The sequence below is a fragment of the Paenibacillus sp. FSL R10-2748 genome (assembly GCF_038005565.1).
Taxonomy (GTDB): Bacteria; Bacillota; Bacilli; order Paenibacillales; family Paenibacillaceae; genus Paenibacillus; species Paenibacillus polymyxa_B.
This window is the reverse complement of record NZ_JBBOTK010000005.1, coordinates 126190-143326: the sequence shown is the minus strand read 5'-3', so window position 1 is coordinate 143326 and position 17137 is coordinate 126190. Positions and strand designations below refer to the sequence as shown.

General features: G+C 40.6%; 18 protein-coding genes. 8 read left to right on the top strand and 10 right to left on the bottom strand.

Annotated features, from left to right (window positions below; all coding sequences use genetic code 11):
- Positions 1 to 153 precede the first annotated feature (153 nt).
- Together NSS66_RS16740 and NSS66_RS16735 are read right to left on the bottom strand one after the other, a co-directional pair.
- A complete protein-coding gene (locus NSS66_RS16740; RefSeq protein WP_013308539.1) occupies positions 154 to 1446 on the bottom strand; it encodes a homocysteine synthase in 1293 nt (430 codons plus the stop codon).
- 152 nt (positions 1447 to 1598) lie between these two features.
- Positions 1599 to 2237, bottom strand: coding sequence for a flavin reductase family protein (locus NSS66_RS16735; protein WP_340959415.1), 639 nt, complete (start codon positions 2235 to 2237; stop codon positions 1599 to 1601).
- 98 nt (positions 2238 to 2335) lie between these two features.
- Between NSS66_RS16735 and NSS66_RS16730 the strand changes: the two genes are divergently transcribed.
- The gene (locus NSS66_RS16730) at positions 2336 to 3025 is read left to right on the top strand and encodes an ArsR/SmtB family transcription factor (protein ID WP_340959414.1); all 690 of its coding nucleotides are present in this window, start codon (positions 2336 to 2338) and stop codon (positions 3023 to 3025) included.
- 23 nt (positions 3026 to 3048) lie between these two features.
- Here NSS66_RS16730 and NSS66_RS16725 read toward each other — a convergent pair whose 3' ends face one another.
- The 3 genes from NSS66_RS16725 to NSS66_RS16715 form a co-directional block, all read right to left on the bottom strand.
- Positions 3049 to 4152 (bottom strand): hypothetical protein, encoded by a 1104-nt coding sequence (locus tag NSS66_RS16725; RefSeq protein ID WP_340959504.1) that lies wholly within the window; start codon positions 4150 to 4152, stop codon positions 3049 to 3051.
- A 109-nt stretch (positions 4153 to 4261) separates the two neighbouring features.
- Positions 4262 to 4855 carry a dienelactone hydrolase family protein gene (locus tag NSS66_RS16720; protein ID WP_279835069.1) on the bottom strand — a complete coding sequence of 198 codons (594 nt, stop codon included), beginning with the start codon at positions 4853 to 4855 and terminating at the stop codon, positions 4262 to 4264.
- Positions 4839 to 5693, bottom strand: a complete 855-nt coding sequence (locus NSS66_RS16715) for an aminoglycoside 6-adenylyltransferase (protein ID WP_340959413.1) — start codon at positions 5691 to 5693, stop codon at positions 4839 to 4841. The genes NSS66_RS16720 and NSS66_RS16715 overlap by 17 nt, the downstream gene beginning before the upstream one ends.
- Positions 5694 to 5851: 158 nt before the next feature.
- Here NSS66_RS16715 and NSS66_RS16710 point away from each other — a divergent pair, with 158 nt between their 5' ends.
- The 3 genes from NSS66_RS16710 to NSS66_RS16700 all read left to right on the top strand — a co-directional run bounded on the left by NSS66_RS16710 (position 5852) and on the right by NSS66_RS16700 (position 7754).
- On the top strand, positions 5852 to 6394 hold the full coding sequence (locus NSS66_RS16710; protein WP_340859039.1) for a GNAT family N-acetyltransferase: 543 nt from the start codon (positions 5852 to 5854) through the stop codon (positions 6392 to 6394).
- 17 nt (positions 6395 to 6411) lie between these two features.
- Positions 6412 to 6777, top strand: a complete 366-nt coding sequence (locus NSS66_RS16705; protein ID WP_025721907.1) for a cupin domain-containing protein — start codon at positions 6412 to 6414, stop codon at positions 6775 to 6777.
- Positions 6778 to 6854: 77 nt separating this feature from the next.
- Positions 6855 to 7754, top strand: a complete 900-nt coding sequence (locus tag NSS66_RS16700; protein ID WP_340959412.1) for an alpha/beta hydrolase family protein — start codon at positions 6855 to 6857, stop codon at positions 7752 to 7754.
- Positions 7755 to 7888: 134 nt separating this feature from the next.
- On the opposite strand, the gene NSS66_RS16695 is transcribed toward NSS66_RS16700, so the two are convergent.
- On the bottom strand, positions 7889 to 8704 hold the full coding sequence (locus NSS66_RS16695; RefSeq protein WP_028541173.1) for a DUF2935 domain-containing protein: 816 nt from the start codon (positions 8702 to 8704) through the stop codon (positions 7889 to 7891).
- A 377-nt stretch (positions 8705 to 9081) separates the two neighbouring features.
- Between NSS66_RS16695 and NSS66_RS16690 the strand changes: the two genes are divergently transcribed.
- Positions 9082 to 10083: an SPRY domain-containing protein gene (locus NSS66_RS16690; RefSeq protein ID WP_279835071.1), complete on the top strand. Its 1002-nt coding sequence runs from the start codon at positions 9082 to 9084 to the stop codon at positions 10081 to 10083.
- A 129-nt stretch (positions 10084 to 10212) separates the two neighbouring features.
- On the opposite strand, the gene NSS66_RS16685 is transcribed toward NSS66_RS16690, so the two are convergent.
- Positions 10213 to 11268, bottom strand: coding sequence for an acyltransferase family protein (locus NSS66_RS16685; protein ID WP_076295424.1), 1056 nt, complete (start codon positions 11266 to 11268; stop codon positions 10213 to 10215).
- A gap of 423 nt (positions 11269 to 11691) precedes the next feature.
- Here NSS66_RS16685 and NSS66_RS16680 point away from each other — a divergent pair, with 423 nt between their 5' ends.
- Both NSS66_RS16680 and NSS66_RS16675 read left to right on the top strand, forming a co-directional pair.
- The gene (locus tag NSS66_RS16680; RefSeq protein WP_076158838.1) at positions 11692 to 12333 is read left to right on the top strand and encodes a hypothetical protein; all 642 of its coding nucleotides are present in this window, start codon (positions 11692 to 11694) and stop codon (positions 12331 to 12333) included.
- Between the two features lie 184 nt (positions 12334 to 12517).
- Entirely contained in the window at positions 12518 to 13639 is a 1122-nt protein-coding gene (locus tag NSS66_RS16675) for an SPRY domain-containing protein (protein ID WP_053324515.1), read from the top strand.
- 276 nt (positions 13640 to 13915) lie between these two features.
- Here the strand turns inward: NSS66_RS16675 and NSS66_RS16670 are convergent, their stop codons facing one another.
- The 3 genes from NSS66_RS16670 to NSS66_RS16660 all read right to left on the bottom strand — a co-directional run bounded on the left by NSS66_RS16670 (position 13916) and on the right by NSS66_RS16660 (position 16196).
- The gene (locus tag NSS66_RS16670) at positions 13916 to 14023 is read right to left on the bottom strand and encodes a hypothetical protein (RefSeq protein ID WP_023986758.1); all 108 of its coding nucleotides are present in this window, start codon (positions 14021 to 14023) and stop codon (positions 13916 to 13918) included.
- 146 nt (positions 14024 to 14169) lie between these two features.
- Positions 14170 to 15051 carry a glycosyltransferase family 2 protein gene (locus NSS66_RS16665; protein ID WP_028541178.1) on the bottom strand — a complete coding sequence of 294 codons (882 nt, stop codon included), beginning with the start codon at positions 15049 to 15051 and terminating at the stop codon, positions 14170 to 14172.
- A 494-nt stretch (positions 15052 to 15545) separates the two neighbouring features.
- A complete protein-coding gene (locus NSS66_RS16660; RefSeq protein WP_023986756.1) occupies positions 15546 to 16196 on the bottom strand; it encodes a hypothetical protein in 651 nt (216 codons plus the stop codon).
- Between the two features lie 293 nt (positions 16197 to 16489).
- Between NSS66_RS16660 and NSS66_RS16655 the strand changes: the two genes are divergently transcribed.
- Positions 16490 to 17008 (top strand): DUF3231 family protein, encoded by a 519-nt coding sequence (locus tag NSS66_RS16655; protein ID WP_023986755.1) that lies wholly within the window; start codon positions 16490 to 16492, stop codon positions 17006 to 17008.
- The last annotated feature ends 129 nt before the right edge of the window (positions 17009 to 17137 follow it).

The window sequence follows — 17137 nt, the reverse complement described above, 5'->3', positions numbered from 1 at the left end:
ATACCTATGGGGGTATGTTGTCAATACGCAAAAAAAGACGGAGGTTGCCCCCCGCCTGATAAAATTGAACGAATACTGATCTGGGTCGAAAAATCACTTGCGAATGCTACACGAATGCTCTGTCACACCTAGTCTAAGAAGGGTCTACTGCTACTACTGCTGGCTGGCCGCGATCGCCTGCTCCAGATCGTACAATATATCGTCTATCGCTTCTGTCCCGACAGATAGGCGTAACAGCTCTGGTTTGACTCCGGCAGCAACCTGTTCTTCCACATTCAACTGCTGGTGCGTTGTGCTTGCCGGGTGAATAATCAAAGACTTGGAATCACCTACATTCGCCAAATGAGAAAATAGCTTTACATTCGCAATTAGCTTGCTTCCCGCCTGGCTTCCACCTTTAATACCAAAGGTCAGGATTGCTCCTTGTCCTTTCGGCAAATACTTTTGAGCTAATTCATAGGACGGATGGCTCGGCAACCCGGTGTAGCTGACCCACTCCACATCCTTGTGGCCTTCGAGATATTGCGCTACCTTCAAGGCATTTTGACTATGTCTTTCCAACCGCAGATGAAGTGTCTCCAAGCCCTGAAGCAGCAGCCATGAATTAAACGGAGAAATGGCCGCTCCCAAGTCCCGCAGCAATTGGACCCGTGCCTTGATAATATATGCGATAGGTCCCACCGCCTCGGTGTAAACAACTCCGTGGTAGCTCGGGTCCGGCTCAGTCAGTCCTGGGAAACGACCACTCGCTTTCCAGTCAAACTTGCCGCTGTCCACGATCACCCCACCAATAGACGTACCGTGTCCGCCAATAAACTTCGTTGCAGAATGCACGACAATGTCCGCTCCGTATTCAATAGGACGCAACAAGTAAGGACTTGGGAACGTGTTATCCACAATCAGCGGAATACCATATTCGTGCGCAATCGCCGCTACAGCTTCCACATCCAGCACATTGCCCTGTGGGTTGCCAATCGTTTCGGCAAATAATGCCTTCGTCTTATCCGTAATGGCATTACGGAAGTTCTCTGGATCATCCGAATCGACAAAATGTACTTTAATGCCCAATTTCGGCAGTGTTGTAGAAAATAGATTATATGTACCGCCATACAGACTGGAGGCCGACACAATTTCATCCCCAGCTCCCGCAATGTTCAGGATGGAGAAGGAAATCGCCGCCGCTCCCGAAGCCGTTGCCAACGCGCCAGCCCCGCCTTCCAACGCGGCGATCCGTTGCTCGAATACATCCGTGGTCGGATTCATCAGACGCGTATAAATGTTGCCGAATTCTTTCAGCGAGAACAAATCAGCCGCATGCTCCGCATCCCGAAATCCATATGAAGTGGTTTGATACAATGGAACGGCGCGGGCAAAGGTAGTAGGATCAATTTGTTGTCCGGCATGGACAGCGAGAGTTTCGAATGACAGCTTGCGTTCTTCTGACATGGTTATTTCCTCCCTTGTTATACGTGCTGTATGAATCGTCTCTTCCTGTATGCGTACTCATGGATGATTTTTCAATCATTCTCGCACAAAAAGAACGATTTGGGAAGATAATTCTCATTATTCAGGTAGGATATTATAATTTTATTGTAATATCAGGTTTCAGATCGGAAGGTTTTGCCCAAATACTCACCCAGGCCAAAATAATGACGGAAATTATAGATGAGTGGGCTCCACTTTGTCGGATCAATATGGTTCTCACCGAGGATGATATCCTGATGAACATGCACCTGTATGGCTTGAGTTTCGACGATCGCAAAATAAGGAGAATGGTTAGGGATTCTCACATCCTTCACCTTAGCTTCAATTTGAATAGGGCACTCCCTGATTCGGGCGGGCTTGACCCTATTCGACTCAATCGAAGTTAGTCCGCTGATCTCATACTTATCTTTATGGTACATAAATCCATGTTCCTTCTTTTCCGCTGGAACAGGATTCTTGCCTGTATAAGGGGCTAAACGTTCTACATTTTCCCACATTGAAGGCCCCGGGACGTTGATTACACATTCGGAATGCCGCTCCATATTTTCTAATGCTTTGCCACCTGTTCCAATGCCTAATACCACACAATCTCCTAATGCCCACGAAGAGGAAATGGGGCTAATATTGGTTGTTCCATCCTCATTCAGCGTATTGAGTAAAATCACAGGGGTTCCGTAATATAAAATGCTAGGATTAATCGTTTTAACGTCTGGACTATAATTCATCTCATTCATCTGATTTATTAGGTTCATTATCTCTTCTCCTTCTATTCAGATCTGCCTCCCTATTATAAAATATAAATATTTCAACCTTCATCGAAGTATGGATTACAAAGGGGGATAACCGTGCCATGAGCACCAAATCAAATGTAGCCATGATTGCTTCTCTTGTTAGCGAGCCTTCCCGTGCAGCTATACTCACCGCTTTATTAGACGGCAGGTTCCACACGGCAAGTGAATTGGCCCATATGGCAGGCATCAAACCGCAAACGGCCAGCTTCCATCTGGCTAAAATGACCGAGGCACAAGTCGTTACTGTGGAAAAACAGGGGCGGCACCGTTACTTTGGCATTCAAGACCCCGAAGTTGCCCGGGTGATGGAGTCACTTTTATCCATAGCTCCACCTGTTTCCATTCATTCATTCAAACATGCCTCCGAAAACGAGGCCCTACGGTTGGCAAGAACTTGCTACGATCATGTTGCGGGTCAATTAGGCGTGCAGCTCATGAGTTTTTTCATTCAAAAGGGGATTCTTTCCGAGGATCAGGATGGGCTTCATATCACGGAACCAGGAGAGACTTTCTTCACTGACTTTCAGATTGACCTTACACAAACAAGACACAAGCGCCGCTCCTTCTCACATAAATGCCTGGATTGGAGTGAACGACGCCATCACCTTGCAGGTGCTTTAGGAAATGCACTTCTGGACAGATTATTCGAATTAAATTGGATCGAGCGTCTGCCTACAACCCGAGCGATACGTGTTACAGCCGATGGTAAAAGAGGTTTTAAAGAGATATTTTCGATAGAGGTTGACTAGATCATCATAGTTCTAATCATTTCTTAATCCGCGTCGGATTTTATGATTGGAGACAAGGCCAGTTGTTTTCTCGTCATCGGACGGACATAGGCATAATTGTTTTTTGGAGCCTTTCCTTTTGTCACACCTGCTTTATATCTTCCAGCTCCAGCCGGGACGGCGACCAAGGTTCCGTACGTTCTCATCGCACGTTCAATCGGGAAAGATACGGAACGCGTTCCGTCGGTAGATCCGGCAAAATGGACCGCGGCCGCATAGTTATTCAACCGATCGTTACTGTCATTCAGCCATACGGAACCCGAATCTCCAGGCCCAGTTCGTCCCTGGGTAAAACGAATGACGGTTTGATCACGGAAAATCTTGATTCCCGAATCGCCTCTCACCCTTTGTTCCACACCAATCGCCTCCACGACTCCTCTGGCGAAGCCGTTGGTTTTTGCCATTCTTTTAAACGTCATTCCCAGACGGTAGCTTAATAAGTGCCCGGGTACGGTAATGAGGCCACCACTTTGGTTAATCAGATACCTTGGGTTAAGCAGACTGTTTGAATTGGCAATAGCGATGGCGGAGTCCTGAAAGTTAACCCCTGTCGTAGTAAGCGGGACAAATTGAAAAGCTCTCCCGATCTGATCCGCCGTTCTGCCCCCATCTGCCGGAGAAGGCTGAATGGTATTGTGAAATTGGTTTGTATTCGTCGGGACTAGAACATGGGCATTACTCAAAATAAACAGTGTATTATTCTTAATGACAATGAGCCCACTGGTCCCTCCGGAAGTGGTGGGAACCGTCGTTCCTACACTGACCGCACCGGGCACAGGGCGCCATCTTTGGCGAGGGTTCGTTTGGGTAGGAGCCGCCGCTTCCCTTTTGAAGGAACCCACACCTAAAATTCGGATAGGTACCGCAGAAGCTCGACTTATATCTTTTGTTACTGCTTGCAATTTGGTTTGCGTCACAGCCGAAAGACTTCTCAAGGTATATAACACAATCGCCGCGCCCTTTGCCGGTCTATTGGGATCAGCATAACCTACGCCAATCCCTGTTACTCCGTTCCGCTTTAGCATCGTTCGCCAAATCCGACTCTTCAACTTGAAAGCTTGATAAAAGGTAGCCACAGCCACATACATCTCCTTTTCATAGTCAATGATGTATATACATATGACTAATCCGCACATCATGACTGTGCATTTCCCCACAACAATAAAAAAGGTGTGGGCTAGATGAACTGTTCATTGATCAACCTTCCTTGAAGAACTCTACCATTTCTTTAAATGATTGCTGAGCTGAGTGTACGTTATATCGGGGAGAGTACGGGTCACTGAATCCGTGCTGTCCACTGAATTTATGTACCCGGATATTACGGTTGTCTAAAATTGAAATGAGCTCATCCACATTAAATGATGATTCTTCCTGTGGGAAAAAAAGCAATGTTGGACAATGTGGAGCTATTTCTAAATAATTTCGAATACGAGAGCCATAGTATCCTACGATTCCATCAACATACTTTTCTTTACTACACAGCCAGGCAATCGTTGCCCCTATGCTAAAGCCGACGATAAATACCTTTTTATAACGAGCTCGAATACTTAATAATAAACTTTCGATATGATAGAAAGCGCGGTCAAATCCTATATTATCCATAAAATTGGTGTAGGCAGTTTCCTCTTGCGAATAGTCATAAGGTGTTTCCTTGCCTAGTAAATTTGGACAAATGACGTCATAACCCTGATCCGATAATAGGCTGCAAAAATTTTGTATATGCTGGTTAATCCCATAAATCTCATGCAGCACAACAATTAGGGTGTCCGACTTTTTATCTATGCTTATCATATTGTCCCCCTAACCAGGCTTGAATATGGGAAAATAATTCATTCGGATGCGCGTATTTATACTTAGCTGCTACTTCCGAGGATAACCGTTTGAACAACTCCAAGGATACGATCAGTGCTTCCCAACTATGATTGGGGTCGTATTCCCCAAAAGATTTTTTCAAATCAGCAACGACATCTTGATCAGCCCATTCATTTATGAATTTCCCTGCATGCCAAGTATCATATTCCGATCCATGTACAGCTTTTGCATGCCACTCTATCATTTGCAGCAATAATTGTTTACAGTCCGTATCTCTTTGCTTAGCTACCCACAGATCATTGCGCAAAATTTGTTTAGCTACATATAGAGAGGCGAAGCAATACATATTAACAACCTGTAGATAAGCACCTTCAGATATCGGAGGAGTACCCGGGATCGTAGTGGTTTGAGGGATGATTTGGTTTCCATTTCCCATCTTATCGAACAGCATCCTAACCCCCCGCTGAAACCCTTCAGGAATACGCCCATTTTTGATTATATGATCCAGATCGGATGTATGACGGAATAGAAAATCAACCTCAGCCCCTTGGTCAAAGAGAACGAGTTTTTCCGGATCTCCTTTTGCCGTTCGAAACATAAAGCTGGTCCAAACCTTGCCGATGTTTAGTAACCATTGATCATTTTGAAGATAGTAATCTGGATTCGTTGAAAAGACGACTACATCCAAGTCAGAAAACTCATCAAAAGGTTTGTCCTCTCTTGCCCGGGACCCAACGATATAAACCGCAATAATTTCTTCATTAGAGATTCCCCATTCGGATATACGCTCCTCAAGCACTTCGTAAGCATTATTCATACGATATCCTCCTTTTTTAGAAAACATTATATCTAATCCAATAATTACGGTATATATTTTTTAGTTAACATTGATATACACCATTCATCAAATCAATTTCCCAATCTTCAGCCTGTGATATAATTCTTTCAATATTACAGTTTGGAAGGATGGTGCAGATGTCGGAGCAGCGAGTATACATCCGGTTCTCTGAGGAGACGGACGCCGCAGAATTGACAGCAATGTACAAGCGCAATCGGGAATTCTTTGAGGAGTTTTCGCCAAACACCCAAGAGAAGTACTATACGGAGGAGCACCAGCTCCAGACGATTATTAAGAGCAAGGCCGACATGATGGAGGACCGGAAATATTTCTTCGTGGTATGTCACAAGGAGAACGACCGGATTATAGGCAGCATAAATTTATCTTTTGTGGTGAGGGGGCCGCTTCAAAGCTGTATGATCGGATACAGCCTAGACCAAGCATATAACGGCAAGGGCTATACGACGGAGGCGGTCAAGCAGGTGGTTCGCTATGCTTTCGATGAGCTAAAGTTTCACCGAATCTTCGGGGAAGCCTCTCCTCGGAATCCAGGATCCATCCGTGTGCTTGAGAAGGCTGGCTTTCACAAAGAAGGTATCTCTCGAAGTAACGTAAAGATCAACGGAAAGTGGGAGGATCACCAGGTACTGGCGATTATAAATCCGTCTGAGGATATCTAGTTTAAAAGGAGGGTATTATGAAGTATCAATCAATCAAACTGAATGAAAAGTTATCTAAGTTTAGTGATCATTGGTCTCCGAAAGTTATTGGTGAAATGAATGACTATCAATTTAAATTGGTGAAAATAGTTGGGGATTTTGTATGGCACGATCATCAAGATACCGACGAGGTCTTTATTGTACTTGAAGGCGAGATGTTCATTGATTTTAGAGATGGACGGGTACAGGTTTCTCAGGGAGAGATGTTTATTGTACCTAAGGGGGTCGAACACAAGCCATTCGCACATCAGGAGTGCCATATCATGCTAGTAGAGCCGAGAGGTGTAGTAAATACTGGAGGAGCAGAGTCAGAATTAACGGCAGTCAATGATATTTGGATTTAAAATGCAATAATGACGAGCTTTAATACAGAATAAACATACGTATTTTGTGCTAATTCGAGAAAGGAAAGGTATGGTGGATGATAAGAAACGCAGAATTTAAGAATAGTTATGCAGGATGGCGAGAAGTAGAAATAAAGGATTCCTCCCTAGGCATTACATTTCCCATGATGGTAATGTATCCAGCGGACGAACCCGAACAAATAGAGCGATTGGGTCCATACCAGTTAGAGTTGGCGAGAGAGGCAGATCTATCAGAAGGAAGATTCCCTTTGGTTATCATCTCTCACGGTACTGGCAGTACGCCGCTTGTGTATCGGATTTTGGCGCAGCATTTAGCACGCAATGGTTTTATTGTCGGCATTCCAGAGCATCCATTTAACAATCGAAATGACAATAGTTTGGAAGGAACAGCACAGAATCTTACCTATAGACCTAGACACCTTAATATGGTCACCAACTGGTTTTTCGATAGTATGCTGTTCAAGGACAAATTAATACAGAATGCTGTGTCTCTCATCGGACATTCCATGGGCGGTTACACGGCATTAACGGCGGCGGGTGGCGTGCCGACTTCTTTGCCTCACGAGACCTCGGACGGAAAGCCCCAGCTTATAGAGGTTACACCAAATTACCGAGTAAAATGTCTCGTTTTACTAGCGCCAGCGTCGGTCTGGTTTCGAGCTGAAGGTAGCTTGCGTGCAGTTAATCTACCTATCTTAATGGTGGATGCAGAGAAGGATCAGTACACTCCTTCTTTACACGCTCGTTTAATATTGGATGGCGTGCCAGATCCTAAGAAGGTACAATACAAAACAGTAAAAAACGCCGGGCATTTCTCCTTTCTGAGTCCTTTCCCGGAATCGATGAGGACTCCGGCCTTTCTCCCATCGCAAGACCCTCCCGGCTTTGATCGCGAACATTTCCATAGGATGCTTAATGCTGACATATTGGATTTTCTATGTACTCATACACGTTAGTTGGATGACAACAGCGGCTGTCTAAGAACTTTATTTTTCAAGTCTTGGTCTGCCGCTGTTTGATTTTTGTTCGGTCTAAAGCTTTATTTCCACTGGATATTTTACAGAAGCTGTATTCTTTTTGCAGGGCTCTCTCAGTGCATAATTTCTTTCTTATTTACCTTAACACCTGATAAGGATTGATCAAACATATCGAGAATAAAAAGGAACCTCTCCGCTTCGCGAAATACATGATCGGCTAATAAAGGATGGATAATGCTTTTTATTCGGCACTCGTCGATTAAATCACGCGCTGTTTTCTTAAAATCACGCAAGGACTTCACAGAGACACGGTTTTCATCAACAAATTGACTCAGGAGTGGAACGGTTTGTGACTGTGGCCGCATATGACTTAAATCAATCGCTTGAAACATCAGCGTATCAAAATCATTACTAAACTCCCTAGCTTGTTCAACCAGTTTACGTTCGGATGGATCAAGTAAATGGCCTATAAATTTTGCGTGATCGGCCATAATTTTTAAGAAAAATACATTTTCATCAATAATTGCATCGGGTAATGGTTCGAGCTTTCCTGAATTGAGTTCCCCTAAACGATTTCTGAAATAATTGGCTTCCCGGCTTATGTGATCTACCAGTAAAGGAAAGTTGGTTTGTCCAGGAAGCTTGCATTGTAATATAAGGCCCAATACCATTCTCTTAAATGCCCAAATATTTGTTGCTGCATTCTGAACCTCCGTATTAAACTCTTTGATTGTATAAGGATCTGTCTCGATATTAAATTCATGCGACCTTTTCTCGATATCCTCAAAAATAGTGTAAAACTGATTGGCTTCTGTTTTAAGTTGAGTATCTTCCGCTCTAAAACCTAACCCCAAAAAAAAGGAATGCTCCTTCATGATCCTGGACCAAAATCGTATTTCATCTAATGAGCGTGAAACGAATGCATCCAATCATATCCCTCCTCTATGTGAGCAAAAAAGCACTTACTTAGTCATATGGAATAAGCCCTGTCATTATGAATATTGATTCTTACGCCTCATACTAATCTAATTCCGAAGTTGAGCTATTGAGACTCGTAACTCTGTTACCTTATTTATGTACGTGAAATATTTCTCTGTACTAGCTATTGACCGTCGGAGTTATTAGTCATTTCAAAACCTCCAATCTAATGACTAGTGCCTTTATACTTTCGACGACCTACGTTCCCTTAAGAAAATTAAATTCCATAATAATACTCATATTTGAATATATATCATTTAATGTTTGGACAATTCTCCCAATCTAGTTCTATAATTCACTTGTTATTACATATATTTAGGAGGAAGTCATGAACAATATTATATTCAAAAAACTAGGAACAATAGTGCTAGCACTTCTCATTGGAGCTTCGGTGTTCTCATTGTTCCCTACCGTTACAAAAGCAGAGACTACAAATGTGACCTGGTCAGATGGATCTCTAACAAAAACAATTCCTCAATGGAATCAAACCGATATTGCTAATGTAGGTAAAAGCTCAGGGAAATGGTATTGGGAAATAAAGCTTGATGGTGGATATGGTGAAGTTGGATTATTCAGTCCAGGTAAACCACCAATTAGGTATGAAGGATATAACGGGTTAAATTATGGGCCTTCAAATGACTCTATTAAAGCTGGAAGTTATAGTTACGGATCCACTTACACAGTAAATGATGTTATATCTGTTGCTTTAGATCTAGAAAAAGACACACTAACTTTTTATAAGAATGGTATTTCACAAGGGGTCTCAAAATATACTCCTTCTTCACTAGGAAAGACTGTATATCCTTATATAAGAAATCCTCAAGATCCACCTGCTAAATACACTGCTAATTTCGGAGCTAGTGAGTTTAAATATCCTATTCCTGAAGGATTTTTGCCTTATCAAGATTCGGGTACATCTACAACGCCTGATCCATCTACTACACCGGATCCGTCTACAAAGCCTGATCCTTCTACTACACCGGATCCGTCTACAAAGCCTGATCCTTCTACTACACCAGATCCGTCTACTAAGCCTGATCCTTCTACAACACCGGATCCGTCAGATACCGATGGGGCCTCCCAACCAACTGGTGACCGCGCTATTCTGACTGTAACGATGGACAATGGATTTGATAAAGAATTCGATCTGAGTAAAAAAGAGCTGAATGCCTTCATCGCTTGGTATGACGCTAAAGATGCTGGTAGAGGTGCTTCTTTCTTTGCCATTGACAAGCACAATAACAACAAAGGTCCATTCAGCAATCGCAAAGACTACGTAATCTTCAACAAAATTCTCACATTTGAAGTAAGCGAATATTCAACTAAATAAACATGACGAAGGACTTCATATCGGCTAATATGCCAATGAAGTCCTTTTTTACCGTTACCCTAATCTCGAAATCACGCCTACATTGCTATACTGGATGATACATTTTTCCTAGACTAAAGCTTTGCAACCCTACACTTGGCCCCCGACCTTGTTTGTACTTAGATCAATATTTTTAGTGTACACTTTGTTATTAATAAGACTAATGATGCTGTTAACTACAATTGAAGTAAGTACCGTTAACAACGTTAGCCACAACAAGATCAAGATAGATACCTTGGGAAAGAAAACAATACTCTGAAAATAATAATAACAAAAAAAGGTGTGAGTTAACCAAATATTCATTGAATTTTTACCTAAGTAAGCGAAAGGTCTGGCTAGTTTTAATTTATTCATTAAATGAATACTAACGAGGATAAGTACAGGAGCTATTATCATATCAATCGTTGTCTTCTCAAATAATTGACTCGTGGTACGAAAGTGAAATAGCACTATAATTATTATAATATCAAAAAGTATGTTATTAAATATGATGGAATTATAAATCTTACTCATCCATGAATACAAATTATATTTAGCAAAGAACAACCCTATCATAAACGGCAACTGCCAATACATAATACTGTAATAATTTCCTTGTGAATATGAATTATAAAAAACAAGGCCGGAAATGAGTAGAGTTACCCATGCATTACGTTGAAAGGCTTGGAAGGTGACCGGAAAAATTAATAGCAGCAGAATATAATCATATAAAAACCACCACTCACCATTATATGAACTGGATAGGGCTATAAAATTCCGCAAAAAATCCATTATTGAATTATTTTGAAATCTATCAGAATTTCCAAAGAAGTATAGACCAGCTGGAATAAAAAGCAAAAAAACAACCCAGTAATTTATCATTATTTTGCTTAATCTTGTAAAGCTTTTTTGCATTAAATGATGTGGATTTTGAACATTGCTCTTATATAAACCATAACCACTTAGAAACAAAAAAATGGATATTGCTATTTGTCCAAAATGCCCTACATAAAATTCCCCTCTTTCATGAAATAAACTAAATAATGAAACATAGTCGTACTTTAATCTGTCAGGAAAAGCAAAAAGATGATGAATCAAAAGGAGTATTACAGCAATACCTTTTGCAATATTTGTTTCTTCAAGTTTTAATTCCTTATCATTGTGCACACAATATCCTCATTTCTAGTTGTACTTGAATAGAGATATATTAGCACAAACAAAAAATATAGAATATTTATTTTTTTTAATACCCTTACACCCTCCATTTTTATACAAAAAAAAGCGGTCTCCAAAAGCCTAGGAACCACGCTGTGCCTGAGTTTGTAAGTTATTGGTGAAGGGATAACCCCCCGCCTTTGCGACATTGCCTAATTTGATAGAATGAGTAATTTATACAATTTTTATCAATTCAGTGCGTCCGATATCACATATTAATGAAAAGCCTCTAGAATAGAAAAAGCCACTGTTTATTATCCTTGTTGTTAAAACTTAAAAGTATTATGTATTCAACATTAATATTCGATAATAAAGGTAACAAGATAAAATGAGCAACTACCTCAACCGATGAGGATACTCACAGGAGAATTCGTCATGTTAAAAAAAGTTCTATTCATTGCTCTACTTTCTGTAGCTCTAACAGCTTGTGGAAGCAATTTTAAAGAAACAACGACAAGGTCTGGGTCTTCAAGCACGTCCTTTGCTACTGAACAAACAGTAAGCAATGAAAATACTGCTCAGCAAGCTTCTACAAATGAGGTCACAGATAAACAATATTTATTTGCTGAATTCTTGAAAGATGGAACACCCGTGTTAACAGAAGATCAAGCTTCTATGGAACAAACCTCTTATGACTTCATTGCTAAAAACAGTGACTTATTTCCTTCCACAGATAAAAGCAAAGTCATTAATCTAGTAGACAAATCCGTAACAACAAAACACTTAAATAAAAATTTGAACTTATACTTAAGCAAATTTGTAAAAATAAGCGGGGATGTAATAGATATAGAAGAAGATAACATTCCTATAGGGACAACGGCTATCGTTTATATTAGTGATGAAAATGATAATACAGTAATGGCAGTTTATCCGGGAGCAAGTGGAGAAATTTTTGAAGGAGACGTTGCTACAGTTATTGGAGTTCCTATCGCTAATTTTTCATATGAAAATGTTTCAGGTGGCTATACGAATACTACACTGTTAGCAGCTTCTTTTCTCGCGAAAGAAAATCAATAAATGTTAATCATGTAAGCCCTTCGGGGCTTTTTCTTTTAAGCAAAAACAGAATTAAACTGTTACGTTTCATTGTTAAAAAGTTATTATTTTACTTATTATTTAATATATGCATTAAAATGTTTAGACGATACATATTGAAACTGCTAAACTCGCATAAATAATACATAAATAAGGAGAGATTATTTTGAAACGAGTTATTTCGTCATTATTGCTACTGGGATTTATTACTCTAATATGTTTTAGTTCCTCGACATACGCTGCTACAAAAAACGTAGTGTGGGAAAAGAGCCAGTCTGTTTCGGCCACCGTAGATTCAAGTGGAACTAAAGCAAGTGTGGGAAAAACCAAAGGAAAATGGTATTGGGAAGTCACAGTAACAGCTCAAGCAAGTACCACAACTGGCATTGGTATCGTCGGTGAAGGTAAGCAATACAATGGACCAGGTGCAGGAGCTCTTCAGAACTGGATGTATTATGCTGCAAACGGAAACACTTTTCCGGGGATCGTTTCTTCTGGAAAGACCTACACATTAAAGGACGTTATTGGTGTGGCTTTGAATATGGATGATGACAAGATAAGCTGGTATAAGAATGGTGTATTCGTTTATACAAGTACCTTTAAACCAAGCGATCTTCCAGGAGAGATTGTGACTCCTTCGATCACAGGTGGTTCAGCTGGCAGCTTTTCGTTTGACACAAATTTTGGTGCGACTCCATTCACGCACAGTATTCCCGAAGGGTTCCTCCCCTACCAACAACCTGAAAATTCATTAACTCTTAATGCAACAGGGAATGAAGAAAATATTCAATTGCAGTGGAATGAAATAACAGGAGTCACTACTTATAAAATTGAAAGAGCACTAGCCCCTGGGGGTCCGTATGAAGAAATTGCCTCAGATATTTCTGGTACTTCTTATACTGATAATAAAGTTGAAGAAAACACTACCTATTATTACGTAGTTTCTGCGAATATCTCCATGGATCAAGTTGTATCCAATGAAGCAAATGCTATTGTAAAGAAATCCACGCCCGATCCGTCTGATCCAACCGAACCAGAACAACCTAGTGGTGACCGTGCCATCTTGATTGTAACGATGGACAATGGATTGGATAAGGAATTCGATCTGAGTAAAAAAGAACTGAATGCCTTTGTCGCTTGGTATGATGCTAAAGATGCCGGTAGAGGTGCTTCTTTCTTTGCCATTGATAAGCATAATAATAACAAAGGTCCATTCAGTAACCGTAAGGACTACGTAATATTCAATAAAATCCTTACATTTGAAGTAAGCGAGTATTCAACGAAATAAACAACAAGAGAGGTAGACTGTCCACTGTGCAGGACTCAAGATGCCTCGCGGCTTAAGTGGATCAGAAACCCACGCAAGGTTGCTTACAATAAGGTGTACAATCGCAGCATGTTTGATATATTTAAAGTGATTAGGAAATTGTTCAAAAGAAAAAAGCTCTGCCGACCCATAAGGTTAGCAGAGCTTTTTATCTAATCTAATTTCGGGTAGGTTATGAAAGAAAGAAGTCGTTGAATTTGATTGATGGGTCATTATCATACAATTCTTTTCACAAAATTAAACCCAACATGATTTAAGGATGATAACCAAGAGGATATAGAGCACCAAAATGGCCGCTGTAGAAGTCCACACACCGCAAACAGCTGCACCTGCACATCCGCTCATAGCTTTAGCCCTCCTTTATTTTGTCGTCATTTTAATATATGTGTAAATATGTTTTATGACCGGGCATTCAGGTAAACATAAAACACCCCATTTACGTATGCCCGCGGAATATTAGGATACTTTCCAATCGCTTGCTGATATCTTTGTTAATATGGGAGATGGGATATACACCGTGAAAAAGCCATGCTTAATAGTTCCTGATTGTAAATCTGATACTTACAGTTTTGATCCAACACCCAATTCGCAAATCCTACAGCTTTAGTGTAGCAATTATAATCATAGGGATTAATTTTAAACTCAAGAATATCCAGCATAATCTGATTCTCTTCATCTGATAATTCCAAACCCAACTGGCTAAACTGTCTTTGTCGAATTCTCCGAGCAGTGGCGTCTTGTATTGCTTTGTGTTGATTGGACACTTGTCCTTTATGTTGACGATAATACAATAAGTTTATGGGGAGGTTCGCTATTTGTACCTGTGAAGCTAATCGGTTCCACATTTCGTAGTCTTCGGCATGAGGATAATTACTATCATATTGAATGTTTAGCCGATGTATCATGCTATTGCGTATTATTGTGACAGGATGGCAGATACAGCAATGAAATAACAACCATGTTTTAATTTCTTCATGACTGGCCGGATTCACCTTAAGTACTCCTCCACTAGAAGTAGTAAAAGCAGCACCGCATACATCAATTAAGGGATTTTGATCCATAAATGATATTTGCACATCCAATCGATCTGGCGTAGAAATATCATCGCTATCCATACGAACGATATATTCACCAGTTGCCCTATTGAATCCCTCGTTTAAAGTAGCGACCAAACCTTGATTGGTACTATGAAAGATTTTAACCACTCTAGGATCTGTTATCTGTGAAATAAGAAAAGCAGATCCATCTGTTGAGCCATCATCAATAATAATTAATTCAAAATCGGAATAGGTTTGAACTAAAATACTGTGGATTGCTTCCCAAACAAAAGCCACAGTATTATAAACTGGCAGTATAACTGAAGCTCGTGGCACAAGAAGTTCCCTCCATTCTACATTTTAAATTAAGAAAATATTATTTTACATAAAAGCAACTTCCCTATTTTTCTCGAAAACTAGTTCTTCATATATTCATGTTCTAAGTATATGTATTGGAATACGTTTCGAGGCGGCTTCTTGGTAAAAAAGGTCCTAATAAAGTGAAATCTTCAAACTCTTACTCTGGTTTGATTTATCGTTTAATAATCCTTACTCGAACAAAAAAGCGCGGTCCCCAAAAGCTTGGAAGCCGCGCTGTGCTTGAGTTTCATAGTATGCTGGTGAAGGAAATTCAACCCCCGGCCTACACATTACGAGTGCTTCGTAATAGATTCAATAGAACTGAGCTTGTGGAAGAACGTATTTCGGTTCGACATACCGACTGTATTCATAGTTGTATTAACGATTCATTAAACCGATAAAAAAGCTTTCTATACCACCCTTTGGGGGGATTATAGAAAGCTAATCTGCTTTGCAGCTATAGCGCTCACTTAAAATTTTCCAGGGAACTGTTTGACAATGCCTTCTGTCAGGATGTCCGCTAAATGAATGATATGGATCTCGTTTTTATCGGTTGATGCAATACCCGCTTTCCAATCTCCTTTGATATAGTCAAGGACTAATTCCGTAATCAACTGAAGGTGCGTATACAGCATATCTTGTAGTGTTTTAAACTGCCAGTTCGGATTCGCTGCACTTAAAAATTTGGCGATATCATCGGCGTTTGTACGCCAATCCGCCTCTAGCTTTTTCACATCCGCCTGATTACCCGCTTTGGCAGCCGCTACAATTTTTCCTGCGATTAGAATATGCTCCCTCAGAAGATCAGCCAGCTTATTACCAGCGGCTTCCCCATAATAAGGCTTGATCACATTGCCTATATCTTGCTGGTTCCGTAAAAGCCGGTCCAATACGTCCTTCTGATCTTGAAGATTAGATATGGCGCTGACAATATAGTTCCTCGTCCATATCGTATGGTCGATCCATACCTTCTGCATATCGCCTTTCAGTTGCACCATTTTGGAACTTAGGCAAGTAGAATCCTTCTCCTCCCCTACCTTCGCTTGCGCGACTACTAACGGAGTCATGCTAAAAACGAGCGCCAAGGTTAACGGCAATGCCAACAGCCATTTGTTTTTCAATTCATCTGCTCCTCTGTACTTTTGGAATAAAACAGGCTGTCTTATTATGGTTGAAATATCCGTTTTTAATTCAAAACACAAAAAAAGCCTGCCGGTGATTAGCCAGCAGAGCGACTTTATATACGCTTCAAAACATGAAATCATTAATGCAACAACAACCATTATCTTCATTTTTTTCAACATACGTATTTAGCATGCCCAGTAGAACTTATTTCATATACACACATTAATTCTTCACTACTGGGGATCATAAATTTGTACATCATTAAAATAAATAAGGAGTGGTTTTTATAATGGGTATCCTAAGCGGGAATCCAAAAGACGAGCCCATGCATTACGGAGAAATTTATAGTGTGTGGCAGTTGTCAGCGTTAGCGAAAGGCAGCGTTTCATTTTACCAAGCATGTTTAAACCACGCAGGAGACAAGGAACTCAAAAAAATACTGGATGATCTTATTGATCAAGCTAAACTGGAAATCCAAGAATGCGACGCAATGCTTACTGATAATGGTATTGCCCCAGCTCCTATTTTGCCTGAAAGACCCCCTGTGAAACTTGAGGATATCCCGGTTGGTGCAAGGTTTACTGATCCCGAAATTGCAGCTAAAATCGCATTAGATACCTCTGTGGGATTGACATCTTGCAGCCAAGCTATGGGTCAATCCATTAGAGAAGACATCGGGGCTTTATTTGCGAAATATCATCTAACTAAGACTGCTTTGGGAGTCCGTATTCTAAAAATGAACAAAGAAAAGGGTTGGCTAATACCTCCTCCTCTTCAATTAAAAAGACCTGAACCAGTTAAAGCCTAAATTTCCTGTACGATTCTTCAACACACCGTTCCTTAGATTGTTTAACAAAAATCCCCGCCGACCAGTTAAGGTTTGCGGGGATTTAATCTTATTTAGAGTATTTACTTAACTTCACCGTTTGATATTTTG